This is a genomic window from Staphylococcus sp. MI 10-1553 (assembly GCF_010365305.1).
Taxonomy (GTDB): Bacteria; Bacillota; Bacilli; order Staphylococcales; family Staphylococcaceae; genus Staphylococcus.
In genome coordinates, this window is sequence record NZ_CP048279.1 from 697,470 (window position 1) to 714,797 (window position 17,328).

At 37.0% G+C, this 17,328-nt stretch carries 14 protein-coding genes and 1 pseudogene; 8 read left to right on the forward strand and 7 right to left on the reverse strand.

From position 1 onward, the window contains the following. Positions 1–5: 5 nt before the first annotated feature. The gene (locus GZH82_RS03000; protein ID WP_162681252.1) at positions 6–2,099 is read right to left on the reverse strand and encodes a helix-turn-helix domain-containing protein; all 2,094 of its coding nucleotides are present in this window, start codon (positions 2,097–2,099) and stop codon (positions 6–8) included. 571 nt (positions 2,100–2,670) lie between these two features. Here GZH82_RS03000 and GZH82_RS03005 point away from each other — a divergent pair. Continuing rightward, positions 2,671–2,787 (forward strand): annotated as a pseudogene (locus GZH82_RS03005) (PTS sugar transporter subunit IIB); the annotation flags it as partial. 160 nt (positions 2,788–2,947) lie between these two features. On the opposite strand, the gene GZH82_RS03010 reads toward GZH82_RS03005, so the two are convergent. Beyond that, a complete protein-coding gene (locus GZH82_RS03010; RefSeq protein WP_162681253.1) occupies positions 2,948–3,886 on the reverse strand; it encodes a magnesium transporter CorA family protein in 939 nt (312 codons plus the stop codon). Next, positions 3,883–4,347: a MarR family winged helix-turn-helix transcriptional regulator gene (locus GZH82_RS03015; RefSeq protein WP_162681254.1), complete on the reverse strand. Its 465-nt coding sequence runs from the start codon at positions 4,345–4,347 to the stop codon at positions 3,883–3,885. The genes GZH82_RS03010 and GZH82_RS03015 overlap by 4 nt, the downstream gene beginning before the upstream one ends. A 427-nt stretch (positions 4,348–4,774) precedes the next feature. On the opposite strand from GZH82_RS03015, the gene GZH82_RS03020 reads away from it, so the two are divergent. From GZH82_RS03020 to GZH82_RS03035, 4 genes are all read left to right on the forward strand, one after another. Continuing rightward, the gene (locus tag GZH82_RS03020; RefSeq protein ID WP_162681255.1) at positions 4,775–6,430 is read left to right on the forward strand and encodes a Na/Pi cotransporter family protein; all 1,656 of its coding nucleotides are present in this window, start codon (positions 4,775–4,777) and stop codon (positions 6,428–6,430) included. A 454-nt stretch (positions 6,431–6,884) separates the two neighbouring features. Then, on the forward strand, positions 6,885–8,111 hold the full coding sequence (locus GZH82_RS03025; protein ID WP_238989627.1) for a copper resistance CopC/CopD family protein: 1,227 nt from the start codon (positions 6,885–6,887) through the stop codon (positions 8,109–8,111). A gap of 19 nt (positions 8,112–8,130) precedes the next feature. Continuing rightward, positions 8,131–8,742, forward strand: a complete 612-nt coding sequence (locus GZH82_RS03030) for a YcnI family copper-binding membrane protein (RefSeq protein ID WP_162681257.1) — start codon at positions 8,131–8,133, stop codon at positions 8,740–8,742. Between the two features lie 225 nt (positions 8,743–8,967). Beyond that, on the forward strand, positions 8,968–9,426 hold the full coding sequence (locus tag GZH82_RS03035) for a DUF2871 domain-containing protein (RefSeq protein ID WP_162682985.1): 459 nt from the start codon (positions 8,968–8,970) through the stop codon (positions 9,424–9,426). A 74-nt stretch (positions 9,427–9,500) separates the two neighbouring features. Here the strand turns inward: GZH82_RS03035 and GZH82_RS03040 are convergent, their stop codons facing one another. From GZH82_RS03040 to GZH82_RS03055, 4 genes are all read right to left on the reverse strand, one after another. Next, complete coding sequence (locus GZH82_RS03040; RefSeq protein WP_162681258.1) at positions 9,501–9,917, reverse strand: GNAT family N-acetyltransferase; 417 nt, start codon at positions 9,915–9,917, stop codon at positions 9,501–9,503. A 20-nt stretch (positions 9,918–9,937) separates the two neighbouring features. Then, positions 9,938–10,966 carry an NAD(P)/FAD-dependent oxidoreductase gene (locus GZH82_RS03045; protein WP_162681259.1) on the reverse strand — a complete coding sequence of 343 codons (1,029 nt, stop codon included), beginning with the start codon at positions 10,964–10,966 and terminating at the stop codon, positions 9,938–9,940. Positions 10,967–11,168: 202 nt separating this feature from the next. After that, complete coding sequence (gene glcP / locus GZH82_RS03050; RefSeq protein ID WP_162681260.1) at positions 11,169–12,512, reverse strand: glucose transporter GlcP; 1,344 nt, start codon at positions 12,510–12,512, stop codon at positions 11,169–11,171. Between the two features lie 236 nt (positions 12,513–12,748). Further along, positions 12,749–13,744, reverse strand: a complete 996-nt coding sequence (locus GZH82_RS03055; protein WP_162681261.1) for an oxidoreductase — start codon at positions 13,742–13,744, stop codon at positions 12,749–12,751. Positions 13,745–13,875: 131 nt separating this feature from the next. Here GZH82_RS03055 and GZH82_RS03060 point away from each other — a divergent pair, with 131 nt between their 5' ends. The 3 genes from GZH82_RS03060 (at position 13,876) to GZH82_RS03070 (ending at position 17,243) form a co-directional block, all read left to right on the forward strand. Beyond that, on the forward strand, positions 13,876–14,394 hold the full coding sequence (locus GZH82_RS03060; RefSeq protein WP_162681262.1) for a GNAT family N-acetyltransferase: 519 nt from the start codon (positions 13,876–13,878) through the stop codon (positions 14,392–14,394). Between the two features lie 104 nt (positions 14,395–14,498). After that, the gene (locus GZH82_RS03065) at positions 14,499–15,209 is read left to right on the forward strand and encodes a hypothetical protein (RefSeq protein ID WP_162681263.1); all 711 of its coding nucleotides are present in this window, start codon (positions 14,499–14,501) and stop codon (positions 15,207–15,209) included. A 429-nt stretch (positions 15,210–15,638) separates the two neighbouring features. Continuing rightward, on the forward strand, positions 15,639–17,243 hold the full coding sequence (locus GZH82_RS03070; RefSeq protein ID WP_162681264.1) for an L-lactate permease: 1,605 nt from the start codon (positions 15,639–15,641) through the stop codon (positions 17,241–17,243). Positions 17,244–17,328 lie beyond the last annotated feature (85 nt).

Consider the following 17,328-nt stretch of genomic DNA (forward strand, 5'->3'; position numbering starts at 1 on the left):
AACGATTACAACATATCTGATTGTTGCTGTGCTTGACTTTTCGTAATGCAAATTAATTTGATGTGACCAGAATGCAGTGTCGTTTGATAACGTGACTCATCAAAATGATGGAGCTGAACATTAAATAACAATTGATTCGCTGCATGAATGGATGAGATAAACTGTGGAGGCAAGTAATAGCCTTTTGTATTTTTTGCCAGGATGTCATCGATGTTACTGTATTTTGGATGATACGTATATTCTGCCACTAAATGTTGATGTAACTCTAAAGTACCGTATAGCTCATACGTTAAATCCTTTTTGTCATTTTGGACTTGAAACGGATGAAACAACAAAATATCATACCCCAATGGAGATTCATGAACGATATAGGAACGCCCCACCACACTATGCGAATGATTGAATGGTTGCATTAAATGAAATAGATGTTGTAGGGTGGTTTGATGGCCAAGTATATCGAAATAACCGTGCATTTCTGGCTGATGACAGATGAGCGGTAAAGTTAAACCTTGGACAGTATGATGCATATTCAACCAAATTTCCAACCATTCTCTTGGGTGTACTTTCTCTTCTTGTTGCGCAAATAACCATTCATTGACACCGGATAATAAAATCGGGCGTTGATTCAAGTTGTATTCTTCTAGCCAGTCTTTAAGTTGTCGATGAAAAGGATGCTCCAGTTGCAATGATGAAGATGTTGATTGCGAAGTGCTGTTCACCATTACCATATCCACCATATAATAATCAAAATCCGTATCAAGTTGTAATGTACGTTGTTGAATCGGCATATGCATGAGTAAAGTGAATTGGCAACTTTCCAGTAATGTATTCATCTCGCGAACGATGAATTTGATGTCACGTGCTAAAAGTGTCACATCATCTAATACGAGATTGAAACGCAACTGTGACATATTAAAATCAACAGCAGACTGGCGTAGCACTTGTAATAATGGTTGTAAAAAGTGCAATTTAAACTTTTCATAACTTTGCATAGATGAGATGCGATACGCGATGCCATATTGATGGTGCTGCACTAACTGGCTTAAACATTCGACCTCATCCAAGTTATCAAATGTGATATTCGCCCATGACGTTGCGTTGAAGTACAGTGTGATAGGCGCTGTTTTTTGATAAGTATGCGCATGAGAAGTTGAATTGAAAATCTGCATCATCTCACGCATATGTTGCACTTCAAGTAGTAACTGTTTAGATGGTAGCCATCGCGTTTGTTGGGATTGATTTAAATAAATGCTAAACGGCTGATTTGTATTAAATTTTTCATGATCATCGAGTAAATGACCTTCAAAATATTGATAATCAAACGGCTGAACGTCGACCTGAATGACTTGCTTTTGATGCTGTTTTCGAAACGCAATTGGACTGACACCAATGAAACGTTTGAATTGTTTAGAATAATGATTGTAATTACTAAATTGATAGTATAATGCAATCTGATTGATCGATTCATTCGTGTTCAGTAAGTGATAAATGGATAAGCCAATCTTCAGTGAAACAAAATACTTTTTGAACGTATAATTTAAATATCTGTTAAACAATGTTGAGATGTATGATTCGGTAACAAAAAAGTGCTCACTTAACTCTGGCAAAGATAATCGGGAAAGGGGTCTTTGGTGAACATAATCCATGATGTTATTAAATAAGATACTTTTCACTTGAATCCGTGGAACATGAACTGACCCTGTAACGATAAAACATTCATTGACCAATATTTCGATAATCGGTTTGAAGCATTCGAAATATTTGTCCGCATTATTTTCGGTAATCACTTTTTTTATTTGTGTGGTGATTATATTGTGAGATGATAACTTTTCTTGATTGAAAAATCCTAATAAATAATGTGGTTGATATTCTGAGAAGTAGTGTAATGGAATAGAGATTTTTGCGACAGCTTGTGCATCTTTAACTTTAACAATGTCATTATGGTTAATGATTGCAATTTGATGATAAAAGTGATTCTTTTTACCGTTAAGCTCGAGTGTCAGGACGCCTTCAAATGAAACGAATAATTCTATACGATTAAATACACGATATGCACTAGATGTGTACTGTTTCATTAATTCAATAGTGATGCCTTGCATAATTGACCTCTTTCAAATTCAATATTTTTCAACAGCATTGAAATGACTTAATAAATCAACATTATTATAAAATTATTGATTGTTAGACTACAATAAGAATTACAATATTGTGAAAAGAAAGACTTAAAGTGAAAAGATAACGACATATTAAATGGTTTAAAAAGAGTATAGAAAACAACATTCTTTAAAAAAAGATATATCCAGTAAAAAAACGTGGTAAACATCCAGAAGCGGTGTTGTACTATGGAATAGGTGCGAAAAGTTTAAAATTCAAAAGTAGAATAAGTAAACACTTTGGAGAGAAAGTAACGCCAATATCCAACAGATTTTGAAGTAACATTACTATAACATATCCTCAACAAAGCGACATCCTCGATTTATACATCATTGAACAGAAGTAACAGAGAATGATTGAATAGGTATTGATTATCCTTTTGAAAACGAATAAAATGAAGATGATTTTTTGGTACCGGTCCCAAAAAGTTTCAACAGCATTGAATAGGCCATTTTGAAGCCTTGCATTGTTTTTGAAACATATTTAAGAATGCAAGACAACTTAAGGAGTGATGTTATGACCTATCAAAAAGAAGCAGCAACGATTTTAAAAGCAGTGGGTGGAGAAGAAAATATTGAAGAAATGGCTCATTGTGCGACACGTTTACGCCTCACATTGAAAGATGAGGGCAGACGTAGTCGGAAATCCAATTTGGCTTCCATTAAGTGAACATTTCAATTAATGGAAGCCAAAGTGAGTTGAGGCAAGTCCCCTAGGAAACGCGAGGGATGGTGCACAATCTAAAAACTAAAACCTTTTGATTTCAAATATAAAATAATCACAAAACCAAACGTCAAAGCTTATCATTCCGCCATAAAAAGACAAACAATACAACCACAAGCACCGCAGAAAGCACAATAATAATCAACCAAGACAAGCCACTTTCTGTATCAATCGGCAATGGCACATTCATCCCAAAAAAGCTAAACACCAAAGTCGGCAACGTTAACAACACCGTAAAAATCGTTAACGTCTTCATCGTCGTATTCAACTGATTCGAAAGCAATGACGCATATGAATTCGACATACTTTCCACAATACGTAAATAAAGCTCAGTCGTTTCTACAGCTTGTTGGTGCTCATTTTTCAAGTCCTCTAACAATTCTTCATCATCATCAAACCGTTTAATTGCCGGCAAGCGGAACAGATGACGAATCGTTGAGGAATTGGTTTTTAATGAACCTAAAAAGTAAACGAGACTTTTTTCAATTTCACTTAATAAAAATAAACGTTGGTTCGTCACGCGTTGTTGTAAATTATACTCCACTTGACGACGCTCTTTATTTAGTAAGCGTAAACTTCTATTATATTGTGCCGCCATATCATACATGACTTTCAAGGCGAATTGACTTTTATACTTCAAGTTAATCGGCTTTTGAATTAAGTGATCAAAATAATGAAATGACTTTGCACAAACGGTCACAATAATATCTTTACCAATAATGATACCCAAAGGCAATGTTGTAAAACTTTTAAGCTTGTATTGGCCTGATTTTGTAATAGGGAAGTCACTAATAATTAATGAGTAGTCGCTATCGTCATCATACTCAATACGTGAACTTTCTTCGCTATCTAAAGCATCTTCAAGGAAATCTTGAGGGAAACTATACACATCAATTAGACGTTGTATTTCATCTTGAGTCGGTTTAACGACATTAAGCCACTGTGCATATTCCCAGTTTTCACTTTCTACTACACGGAGGTCCGCGTCATTACGATAGGCACGAATCATGTGGCGTCACCTTCTTCTATATCTTGTTTTAAATGTCTGATGTCTTTGTAGCCTTGTCTATAGGAGGCAAACCCTTCCATAATGGCATACCAATCTTCACCAAACTCTGACTTAATTCGATTAAATAAATCACTTTGTGCGCGATTTAACTTTTTGATTAACGCTTTACCTTCTGGCGTTGGATAAAGTCTCTTCAAACGACGATCCGTTAAATCCGGTTTATCATAAATTAAACCTTTTGATTTTAATAATTTGAGTGTCGCGTGTGAGCCTTGTTTTGAAATTTCTAGATTCTCCAGCAATTTTTTAGTAGTAATGCCTGGCAATTTGTTAATAAAAAAGAGAAAGCGATGGTGTTGACGACTCATATCATATTCAGCGATGAGATCATCAGCTGTTTTAGTAAATGTTTGATAAGCGTAATAAAAAAGAAATAGTTCATAATCATTATTTTGAGTCATAGTAAACTTCCTTTTCTGAAAAGTCTTTTTCATTATAGTAAAGAATTTTATTTCTGTCATGGATATGCTGATGAATTTTGAAGGATAGTGATTAAAGAACACACATGAGACTATGAGAAGGTGAAGCATACTTAACGGCGTACGTAGCCCTACACAGACTAATGTGAAGTTTGTATCGTGAATGTTAAGCGTTTGATGTGACATAAATAACACAAAATTTGGAATGTGACGCTAAATTTGTTGTGATTTTTTAGAAAAACCATGAATTTAAATCGAATCTTCATGAAATATTAACATTAAATTTACAAAGATAAGAGATAATCAGAGTGAATCATACTTGGATAGTATGGCTAAGATATTGAAAAGTAACCTATTTCATGTCTTTTTGATGTTTTTACAAACTTTATATTGAGGTGGAAAAATGGAAATGTCGGTAACTGAAGTCATCTTTTCGTTTTTAGGTGGCTTAGGTATCTTCCTGTATGGTTTAAAAGTAATGGGGGATGGTCTTCAAGCTTCTGCTGGAGATCGTTTGCGTAACATTTTAAATAAATATACCTCTAACCCAGTACTCGGTGTATTAGCAGGTATGATTGTGACAATATTAATTCAAAGTAGTTCAGGAACGACAGTGATAACAATTGGTTTGGTCACCGCTGGATTTATGACGTTGAAACAAGCGATTGGTGTCATTATGGGTGCCAACATTGGGACGACAGTGACCGCGTTTATTATCGGTATTGATTTAGGGGAGTATGCAATGCCGATTTTAGCATTAGGTGCGTTTCTTATCTTCTTTTTTAAACGTTCAAAAATCAATAATATCGGGCGAGTTTTATTCGGCTTCGGTTCACTATTCTTCGGTCTTGAGTTTATGGGAAATGCAGTGAAACCATTAGCCGAATTGGAAGGATTTAGACAGCTGATGCTCGATATGTCCTCACATACGATTTATGGGATTTTAGCTGGAATAGGTTTAACGGCACTTGTGCAAAGTTCGAGTGCGACAATTGGGATTTTACAAGAATTTTATAGTCAAGATTTAATCAATTTACAAGGTGCGATTCCGGTACTGTTAGGTGATAATATCGGAACGACGATTACAGCAATATTAGCAAGTTTGACGGGCTCACTCGCTGCAAAACGAGCGGCATTTGTCCATGTCATTTTTAATGTCATCGGTGTGCTCATCTTTGCGTTATTACTCCCCGTCGTCATCCCACTGATAGCGACAATTCAAGACGCATGGCATTTAAAACCAGTGATGACGATTGCATTTGCACACGGCGCATTTAATGTGACGAACACACTCATTCAATTACCATTTGTTGGTGTATTAGCTTGGATTGTAACGAAAATTGTACCAGGTAAAGATGTCACAGAAGATTATAAGCCGCAACATTTAAACAAAGATTTAGTGTATCATGCACCGGGTGTTGCGTTACAAGAGACGCAAAAAGAGCTGCAAAACGTTGGGAATATCGTACAATCTATGCTTAATGATGTACATCATCCATCTCAAATGGATAAAAAAATGATTAAAAATGTGCAACAAAAACATCAAGCTGTCGTGACGATTTGTGACAGTATACGCAATTATCTTGTGCGTATTTCGACTAAAAATATTACTCGGAAAGATGTTGAACGATTGGCTGTGATGTTTGATGTGAATCGTTCCGTTTTGAAAGTGTCCGAACTAATTGAAGCGTATATTGATCAAGTGAACCGTAAAAAAGCGAGAGAGATTACGTTAACAGATGATGCTGAGCGTGGCATTGATAAACTGTATCGCTTTGTTGATGAATCATTTACGAAAGCGATTGAAACATTAGATGTATATGATACGACGAAGAAGGATGAAGTGGTCGAGCGGAGTCGTGAAGCATTCAATATTGAACATCAGCTCCGTAAAGGTCATATTAAACGATTGAATCGTGGTGAATGTTCAACTGACGGTGGCTTGCTCTATGTAGATATTATTGCCATATTAGAGCGTATCGGTTATAACTCACGAAATATTTCAGAAGCCATGGTTGGTTTGAATGAAGATGTATCAATTGAAGAAGAAGTTGTGAACGTATAGCACGTTATCAACTCAATCAGGTGTAGGAGAGGGGATACAAAAATTTTTAATGTCCTATTCATCCTCATTTTTCGATTGATTTATAACTATTAATGTAAAATAAAGTAGATAGAGGCTGGGAAAGCTTGATATGCTCCCTCCAAAGTTTTCATTTTTTCAATGTCCACTTTGGAGGGGCATTTCATAGTGTCCCAGCCTCTATGCCTTTTTAAATGGAAGTGAAAACAAAATAAGAATTGATAAAAATATTTCATTAAAAACTATCATAATCAATAGTCGTTTTTACAATATTCTGTCAAATGAATAATGTTAAGTGACAAATATTTGAAAAGTAAACAAAATGATTGTGTTCATTTTTACTTTTGATAAACTTTTAAAGGATGACAAATTTTTGATTTTGTCTATACAGTATCGATTTGAAAGGGGTGAGTGCATGCACAGAATGAAAAAAAGCATGTATGTCATTTTTTTGATGGTGACATTCATGCTGTTTTTAACGATGCATCCGAAAGAAGCATCCGCGCATGCAACTTTAGAGAAACAAACACCGACTGAAAATAGTATTGTTCAGTCACAACCAGAGACGATCCAGCTCGAATTCAATGAACCTGTTTATACCGATTATTCTAAAATCACGCTTTATGATGATAAAGGGAATAAAGTAGATACATTGAAGCCACAAGAGTCTGGAAAATCACAAAAGCTGAATTTTGATGCTTCGGAAGTTGAGAAAGGGACATATCAAATCTCATGGGAAACAATCTCTATCGATGGGCATGAGGTCGATGGGCAGTATGATTTCTCTGTCGGTAAGAAGACGGCAGATGCGATTGATACGTCTGGTTCATTTTATACAGATGCCTTTTTCTGGTTCGGCCTCGTCCGCTTTATATTACAATCCGCATTGCTCATATTAACAGGCCTTTACATTGTGAATTTGTTTATGTCACGTCAAGAAGCACCTACATATCACATCATTCCTCATCACCGTAGTGCCGTTGTGTTGTTAATGATGACAGCTGTTGGCGCAGGGATTGTATATTTAATGACTTTACCAGAAGAAGTCATTATGTCGATATTAAAACTTGATTTTTCTGTTTGGATACAATTTCCGTTTATTCTTTCAATGACAAGTTTAATCGTCGTACTGGGCTTATTCACGCTGCGGAATATGGAATCGTTTTGGTATCAAATAATGCCGTTATTCATTTTTATTAGTTTAGCGATTTCTGGGCACGTTTGGACACAGGCTGTACCAATTTATTCCATTATTTTGCGAACGATTCATTTAATTGGTATCGCAACATGGCTCGGAAGTTTGGCCTATTTAATGGCTTACTTATTTTCGAAACAACGTCATTCTTATGTATTAATTATTAAAGACGTACTGTTCAAAACGAATATTGCTGCAGTCGTGCTTATTGTTGTGACAGGCTTTTTAATGTCTATCGACGTCACGTCTTTGTCTACCATGATAACGACTTCATCAACGTATAGTAGTCTTTGGTTCGCAAAAATTGGGTTAACGATTGTGATGATGGTTTTAGGTGCGTTACAAACTTTTTGGGCGATGCGGCAAAAACGTCGTATCCATCAACCGTTACTTTATATTGAAATCATTGTCGGCCTATTTTTAATCTTAGCCGGTGTAATCATGAGTCAAATTCAAATTCCATTATAGATAGAAAGGGAGTAAAAGAATGAAAATGCCTAAATTTTTAATGAGTCTCGCTGCTTTAATAGTGATGTTTGCGACGTTAACGACTGTAGCTGAAGCACATGTCAAACTTGAACCACAAGTGAGTGAGCCTGGATCTTTTCAGCAATATAACGTTCGTGTCCCAGTTGAGCGTGATAGCCATACGACAAAAGTTGAACTCGAAGTGCCTCAAGGTGTAACAGTGTCAGCCATTCAACCTGTGCCTGGATTTAAACATCAACAAGAGAAAAATAAAGCGGGCGAAATTACGAAAATCACTTGGACAGCAACAGGTGACGGCATCGGTGAAAATGAGTATCAAAATTTCCCGATTATGGTAGCTAATCCGGATAAAGAAGGCACGTTTAAATGGAATGCGCTTCAAACATATAAAGATGGCAAAGTGGTTAAGTGGACACAAGAGGGCGAAGATAGCGAAAACCCTGCACCATTGACAGAACTTAAAACGGGTGGTGCAGCGACGAATAGTGGAGAAGCGGGTGAAACGACAGCAGCTGTATCGCCATGGTTATGGGTTATCAGTATTGCTGCTTTAATTGTAGCAATCGTCGCATTGTTTAAACGACAAAACTTTACGAAATCTGACAAATAATTGTTATTGACACGATGTCTATGTTTCCCGATATAATCATTAGTATAGAAGATGAGGGTATCAAAATTTTTGTCTTTAATTCACTTGGATTTAATGGATGATTGCGTCGTATGTATGATGCATCAAACGGTTCGAAAAAGACGAAAAACGTCAATTCTCGTATTGTATAAAGTAATGTCAGCAAGCATGAGAATGAACGGATTAAAACAACGGAGCGTGAAAACAATGAGACGTATTTTATATGCATTTATGACTTACACCGTGTTGGGGTTATTGAGTGGATTTGCTTACAGAGAATTAACAGTACATTATGAATTTACGGGTTCTACCCAAATGAGCGTCATGCATACGCACTTATTGACGCTCGGTATGTTTATGTTTTTAATGTTAATTCCGATAGAAAAATTATTCAAAATCAGTAGCTACTATTTATTTAACTGGTATTTTATTATTTACAATATTGGTGTGTTGACGACAGTGTTAATGCAGTTTATGAAAGGGTTTAAGGAGATTTCAGGCGGTACGATTCCAGCGTCGTTTGCAGGATTTGCCGGTATTGGGCATGTGACGATAACGGCTGGATTTATTCTGTTATTTTTCTTATTAAGACAAGCCATTCTAGTGTCACCACGAGATGGTGCTGTATCCAAAGATGAAGTGAAAGACGAAACACCTGTTGAATAAGCGATGAAAACAAAAAGCCATTCAGTTCTCTGTCTAGAAATCGGACACAGTGCTGAACGGCTTTTTTGTGCGCGTTACTTTTCAATGGGATAGTGGCGGTACATCCCACCTGAATGCGGTTCTGTAGAGATAAAACCGAATTGCGCATAAAGTTGGTCGGCAGGATAATCCGCGATAAGACTGACATATGTACCGGGTTGACGCACGGACTCAATGTAATCCATAATCTGTTTCATAATCGCTTTGCCGTGACCTTGACCTTGGTATTCCGGACGTACTGCAATATCGATAATTTGAAATGCAGTTGCTCCGTCTCCAATGACACGTCCCATACCGATTAGTTGATTGTCGTCATAAAGCGTAACTGTAAAACACGCATTCGGCAATCCAATTCGAGCAGCAACTTCTGATTTTTCACTCAGCCCCGCGATACGACGCAGTTCACAATAGTCGACTGGGGTCGGAATTTCATATTTTACTTCAATTGTCATGGCATAACGTTCCTTTCGTTCTAGTGTGGTAAAAATTGACGATTCGCTTCTTTAAAGACATCGTTGTGACTCGATACGTAGCCTTCTTTTGGTGCTGAAGGATCAATGTATTGTTTAGCACTGTTTGCCGCATGAGCCGCATCACTGAAAGCACTCGTGATTAAATGCACTTTTGCGGGATGTTGTACAATGTCGCCACAAGCATAAATACCTGGCACAGAAGTACACGTATTTTTCTCACCATACACATAATCGTCATTCACAGTTTGAATTGTAACATCAGAATCATTCAAAAGTGTCAGTTCACGTTCGAAGCCATGACTAATGATGACGTCATCTACACGATGGATCGTTGTTTCACCAGTTTCACTATTTTCAAGGACGACTTCGTTAATCTTGTTCGCGTCATCCGCAGTACTCTTCAACTGTACAATTTTGCTATTCGGAAACTTTTGGACATTTAACGAATCCAAAATATTTTGCATCGCTTCATGACCAGAAATATCTTTTTTGCGGTAAACGAGTTTAACACTTTTCGCGTAACCGGATAAATCTCGCGCCCAGTCTAATGCAGAATTGCCTGCACCTGAAATGATGACGTCTTTATCTTTGAATTTTTGATATTGTTGAACGACATAATGTAAGTTCGTCAGTTCAAATCGTTCTGCACCTTCAATTTTGAGTGGTAACGGTTTGATGATGCCAGCACCTATCGCAAGAATAATTGCGCGTGACGTTAAAGACTGACCGTCAGCTGTAATGACTTCAAAATGGTGTTCACCATGTTTTTTAATATTTGTGACTTTCGTTTCCAGTAAAACGTCAGGGTTAAAATGAAGGCCTTGTTCTATAATATTTTTTAAGATGTCATAACAGGATTGAGGTGCGACACCACCAATATCCCAAATGATTTTTTCGGGATAAATTTGCATTTTGCCACCTAATTCTCGTTGAACATCTACAATGCGTACGTCCATTCCTCTAAGCCCTGCATAAAAACTCGCATATAAACCTGCCGGGCCACCACCGATAATTGTTACATCTTTCATTTTTTTACGCTCCCTCGAGTTAATCTGATGCTTTCTATTATCATATAAATGAGAATAATTATCAATTGAAGTACCGTCAATTTCTAAAATATATTTTGAAATATACACATAACAGTGTGGAATGGAAGTCGATAGGTGTCAAAATAATAAAAATCAGCCAATAAGCATGACGGTTCATACTTATTGACTGCACCACTATAGATTATTCGACATTTTTCGCATTCGTACGTGCACGCAAGTCTTGTTCGATTTGTTCAAGGCTGCGACCACGTGTTTCAGGCAAGAATTTCATAACGAAAATCATTGCAATGATACCAATGACTGCGAAGATTAAGAATACTTGATGAACTTGGAGCACGTCAGTGAGCACAGGGAAGAATTGTGCTACCAATAAACTACCAATGGATAATACGAGCGCGGCAATACCTGTTGCTGCACCACGCGCACGCATTGGGAATAATTCAGGTAACATGACCCATAATACTGGTCCCCATGACACACCGAAGAAAATAATGAATGTTGTTAAACAAATCATAATAATCCATACAGCGCTATTCACACCGATAAGCCAAATTAAGCCACTCATGATAAGCAACGAAGCCACCATGCCGATGTTACCAATCACGAGTAATTTTTTTCGGTCAATTTTGTCGATAATGGAAATGGCGAAAATGGTTACTAGAACGTTCACAACCCCGATACCGACTGTACTTAAAATGGCTGTTGATTCACCTAAACCAGCTGTTGCGAAAATTTTAGGTGCGTAGTAAATAATGGCATTAATCCCAATCAATTGTTGGAGTAATGCAAAAATACTACCGATAATGATTGTAGACAACAACCAAGGAGATTTAAGAACTGTCCAAGTGTTATCAGCAATTTGATTGATTTTCTTCATGTTTTCGATTTCATGATCAATTTCTGAAGCAGGGTAAGTCAATTTCATCACGTCACGCGCTGCTTTTTCACCACGTTTTTCAAGTAACCAACGTGGGCTTTCGGGCATGAAAATGACACCGATCATCAAAATAAGAGATGGAACAACTGCTAAGCCGAGCATCCAACGCCATCCTTCAATCGGCGCAAATGCGTAGTTCACAAGGTATGATGCTAAAATACCGATTGTAATCATTAATTGGTTGAGTGAACTTAATGAGCCACGTGCGTCTGTCGGTGCAAGCTCAGAAAGATAAACTGGAACAATCGCAGTAGAGCCTCCGACAGCTAAACCGATAATGGCACGACCTAAAACTAAAATTTCCATCGTTGGTGCGAGCGCTAAAATTAATGCACCGATAATAAAGACGATAGATATCATAAAGACTAAACGACGACGACCAAATTTTTCAGATAATGGGCCACTTAACCCAGCACCGACAATCGCGCCGACCAACATGGATGAAACAACAAGCCCTTCAGTATATGCGTTAAGTGTGATGTCATCCTTTAAATAAAGTAATGCACCGGAAATAACCCCCATGTCATAACCGTATAATAAACCACCTAAAGCACCAATGAAGAAAATCATCTTTTTATTTATTTTCATTGTGCAACCTCCAATATTTTTCTGTATACAAGTATACGCTTTCATAAGACAATAGTAAATTATAAAATTTTGCAAGTTTAAAGTTTTGTAATCAATAATAACTCGTCGTTGCAATATTTGTTTAAACTATTAATCATGCGCCTCTATACGACAAAGTTTGAATCCCATTAATTTGTGCGATGTTGCTTCAAAAGTGTGACGGATATCGCATTTCTGAAGCAACCATTGTATAATTTTTAAGCTTCAGGTCGTAAATCAACGACAATACGGCCTAAAAAGTCATGTTTTTCTGCTTTTGCTAAATATGTTTTTAATTCGCTAAATGGGATAACGGTTTTAATGTCATGCAACTTTTCAGGTTTTAAATCTTTAGAAAGACGTCGCCATAAATGCTGTCTACGTTGCATTGGAAAAGCAACTGAATCAGCACCTAAAAGTCGGATGCCACGTAAAATAAATGGGTAAACTGTACTTGTGAATTCAGCACCACTTAAATGACCACTGACGGCAACTGCACCGTGACGTTGAATACGTTTTAACACTTCAGTTAAAGTTTCACCACCGACAGGATCGATAGCCGCCTGCCATTCCGTTGAAGCGAGTGCTTTGTCAGTCACTTCATCAATTCTAGGGATAACCGTACGTGCACCTAACGCTTTTAATTGCTCGTGATGTTCGGTCTGACCAGAACTTGCAATGACTTTATAGCCAATTGCGTTTAACATCATGACCGACATCACACCGACACCACCTGTAGCGCCACGTACGAGTACAGGACCATTTGTACTTGTCATTTTATTGTCTTCTAATAATTGAATAGAAATCGCTGCTGTAAAACCTGCAGTACCAATAATCATCGCTTCTTCTAAAGTTAAGTCTTCAGGCAGATGAACCAACCAATCACCTTTCACACGTGCGACTTCACTAAAACCGCCGTCATGATTCACACCGAGGTCATAACCCGTTGCAATGACTTTGTCGCCTTCTTTAAACGACGGATGGTCTGAAGCCATTACGACACCAGCTAAATCAATGCCTGGTACAATCGGATAATTACGAATGATTTTATTGTTCGATTTTGTCGCTAAAACATCTTTATAGTTAATACTTGAATAATGTACACGAATTGTGACATCGCCTTCAGACAAATCATCTAACGTAAGCTCTGTGAAATCTGCAGAGAATGCGTCTTCATCATGATTCACGCGAAAAGCTTTAAATGTTTCTGTCATATGCATGTGCCTCCTCAAATTTTTTCGTTCACACTTTACCAAAAACGCTCATGAAAGGCAATTAGATTGCTTTTGCTCGTTGAAGTGAAGTGTCTCGTGTACAATAAAAGAAAAAGTGGGGAGATGAGACGTTGGTATATGAATTGAGAAAAGTGACTGTCACAGAGGTAGCAACGTTACAAAAGATAAGCAAAGATACATTTTATGCGGCGTATCGGCATGATTATGAACAAGCGTTATTTGACAGTTACTTTGCAGAAGAGATGTCTATAGAAAAGTTAACGGCTGAATTGGAAGATCTGTATATGTACTTTTTCTTTTTATATAAGGATGATGAAATAGTCGGTTACGTAAAAGTGAATGTTGAAGCGGCACAAACGGTAGCCAAAGGTATACAGTATGCTGAACTTCAACGGATTTATTTGTATCCTGACTATCAAGGGCAAGGGTTGGGACAATGGCTATTCGATTTTGTATGTGACTTCGTAAAAAATGAATTAGGGAAGCCTAAGTTATGGTTAGGTGTGTGGGAAAAGAATGCACCGGCACTCAACTTTTATTTGAAACAAGGACTTGTTAAAACAGGCGTACACCCATTTAAAATGGGAAAACATATCGACGAAGATTGGATTATGGAGAAAGATTTATAAATATTATTTGAAAATTTTGCCGGAAATGTTTAGTATTCAGTGTGAAGTGTATAAAAAAGTGATAGGGTTTTTCTATATCATATCCTGAATGAGGAGGAAGCATCATGAAAAGATTATTGGCAAGCTTGATGATAGTACCGTTATTACTCGTAGCATGTTCTGACGACGAAGGTAAGGACAAAGATCAGTCGTCGAACAAAGATCAAACAACACAAAAAGATAAGAAAGCAGATCAAGATAAGCAAAAAGAAAAAGACAACAAAGCGAAAGATAGCAAAGAGAAGGACAACAAAGCGAAAGTAGAGCAATCTAACGACAACGGTGCGTCATCATCAGACAACAACCAAGGTTCTAATGATGGACAAAGTACAAATAAGTCACAACAAAATCAAAATCAGGCGGACCAAGGACAATCATCAACACAAGGTCAGCAAAATAATGCATCAAATGGTAACGGAAATGGACAAAAACAAACGTCTCAATCATCTTCACAATCACAACCGAAATATGTCGCACCATATCAAGGACAAAATGTTACACCTGTTGCTCAAAATATCGTGCGTCAACAAGTTGATCGTCAACAAGCATTAAAACATCTTCCGAACTTCCAAACATCACTCGACAGTGCACAAGCAGAAGTGAACCGCTTAAATGGTCAAAACAATCCTTATAATGACTATGCATTGCAAGGTGATGGTAACCGTTACAGTTATATGTTTAGTTTTATCAACCAATCACAGCCGGGCACATATACAATCGTTACAGTAGATGGTACTGGTCAAGCGAAAATTGTAGACCCAGCGTATCGTCAATAATAGGTTTTGCACAAAAAGGTTAGGCACATGGGGGCTTAACCTTTTTTGATTTTCCAACATAAAAGTGATGAGATATCGCGTTTGCTGATCTTTATTATCATCGCGATATGATAGTAAAAAATGAAAAATAAACATATATTGTAAAATGAATAATTATTTTTTAACTTTGCATTTCTATCATATTGAAATCTATCATTGCAATTAGAAAAAACAACTTATATAATCTAAAATAAACGTCATTGTATGGTAATAAATACACTTTTTAAATGTTGATGACACGAATAAATAGTATTCTACAAGTATTGAGAAAATATTCACAAGCACTATTGAATTAATTGGTTTGGCGTGATATATTTTATGTGAAATCAATCACATGTCCCCTCATGGAGATTGAAGCAAAAAATAAATATTGAAGGTAGATGAAAAGAGATGCTAGTAGAGAATTTCGATCCATTTCACAATCTTGCAATTTCTGCATTGGTTGCAAGTATTCCAATCATTTTATTCTTGTTATGTTTAACAGTGTTTAAAATGAAAGGGATTTATGCAGCAATTACAACACTCGTCGTTACACTTGTGATTGCATTAGCTGTATTTAAATTACCAGTAGGCATTGCTTCTGGTGGTATTTTAGAAGGTTTCTATCAAGGTATTTTACCAATTGGCTTTATCGTTATGATGGCCGTATGGTTATACAAAGTAACAGTGGCTACTGGTCAGTTTGCCATTGTACAAGATAGTATCACAACAATTTCTGAAGACCAACGTATTCAATTGTTATTAATTGGTTTTGCGTTCAATGCATTTTTAGAAGGTGTAGCTGGATTCGGTGTACCGATCGCAATCTGTGCGGTATTACTGATTCAACTTGGATTTAAGCCATTACAAGCCGCAATGCTTTGTTTAGTAGGTAACGGTGCAGCAGGTGCATTCGGTGCCATTGGTTTACCAGTTTCTGTTATCGATACATTAGCATTAAAAGGTGACGTATCAGCATTAGATGTTGCTCAAGCGACAAACTTAAGTTTACCTATTTTAAGTGTCATTGTACCGTTCTTATTAGTCTTTATTATCGACGGATTTAAAGGGATTAAAGAAACATTACCGGCGATTATTGTAACAATCGTGCCATTCGTAGTATTACAAGTATTCTTTAACCAATTTTTCGGTCCTGAATTAGTGGATATTCTTCCACCACTTGCTTCAATGGGTGCATTAGCATTATTCTCTAAAAAATTCCAACCGAAAAATATTTTCCGTTTAAATGCTGGCGAAGAAAAGATGGAAGTCAAACATCATTCTTTCAAAGAAGTCGTATTTGCATGGAGCCCATTCATTATTTTAACGATTCTTGTATTAATTTGGAGCTCAAAAGCATTTAAAGGCCTCTTTTTGGAAGATGGCGCATTGTCATTCATGAATATTAAATTTGGTATTCCAGGTACAATGAATGATGTTTCTGGTCAACCCATTATGTTAACATTTAATATTTTAAATCAAACAGGTACAGCATTATTGATTGCCGGTATTATTACGATTTTAATTTCTTCAAAAGTAAACTTCAAACGTGCCGGTGCATTGTTTACAGAAGCATTTAAAGAATTATGGTTACCGATCTTAACGATTTGTTTCATCTTAGCCATTGCGAAAGTGACAACATATGGCGGTTTAACAAGCGCGATGGGTGAAGGTATTTCAAAAACTGGAGCAGTCTTCCCATTCTTATCACCAATTCTCGGCTGGATCGGCGTGTTTATGACAGGTTCAGTAACGAACAACAACGCATTATTCGCACCAATTCAAGCGTCAGTAGCACCTCAAGTAGGTACGAGTGGTGCATTACTTGTTGGCGCTAACACTGCAGGGGGTGCGATTGCGAAATTGATTTCTCCACAATCTATTGCGATTGCGACTGCGGCCGTAAAACAAGTAGGTAGAGAGTCAGAGTTGTTGAAGATGACTTTAAAATATAGTGTTGGTTTATTGATTTTCTGGTGTATTTGGACGTTTATTTTATCGTTAATTTTAAGTTAATGGGTTTGAGGGCTGATGTGGCTGATTTTGGCTATGTCAGTCCTTTTTTGGTTTGTTTCTTTTAGATTGCTGGAACCGTGCTACG